The sequence below is a fragment of the Staphylococcus pasteuri genome, from assembly GCF_030547725.1.
Taxonomy (GTDB): Bacteria; Bacillota; Bacilli; order Staphylococcales; family Staphylococcaceae; genus Staphylococcus; species Staphylococcus pasteuri.
Genome location: NZ_JAUOQO010000160.1, coordinates 1 through 314 on the forward strand (window position 1 = coordinate 1; position 314 = coordinate 314).

The window sequence follows — 314 nt, forward strand, 5'->3', positions numbered from 1 at the left end:
GCTCAAAGCCCAGCTTGCGCTTTTGACCGCGATGGAACTGAAAGAGCGCGGGGTGATCGGCTATGCCGAGGAATATTTCAACGAGGCCACCGGCGTGTTGGGCGAGGGTGTAACCACAATGGCCCGCGCCGGCGAGGTCACAATCGAAGCGATCGGCGACGCGGCCACAACGGCGGGCAATACCGTGGCGGATGGTGTCACAACCGGCGCCAATGCCGTGGCGGATGGCGTCACGACCGGCGCCAATGCCGTGGCCGATGGCGTCACAACCGGTGCCAATGCCGTGGGCGATGCCGCCGAAGACACCTGGAACT

General features: G+C 64.6%; 1 protein-coding gene. It reads left to right on the forward strand.

The window, feature by feature from the left end; translation table 11 throughout:
- Positions 1-31: 31 nt before the first annotated feature.
- Positions 32-314: hypothetical protein (locus Q4528_RS13230; RefSeq protein WP_303521957.1), on the forward strand; the 283-nt coding region annotated here is incomplete at its 3' end.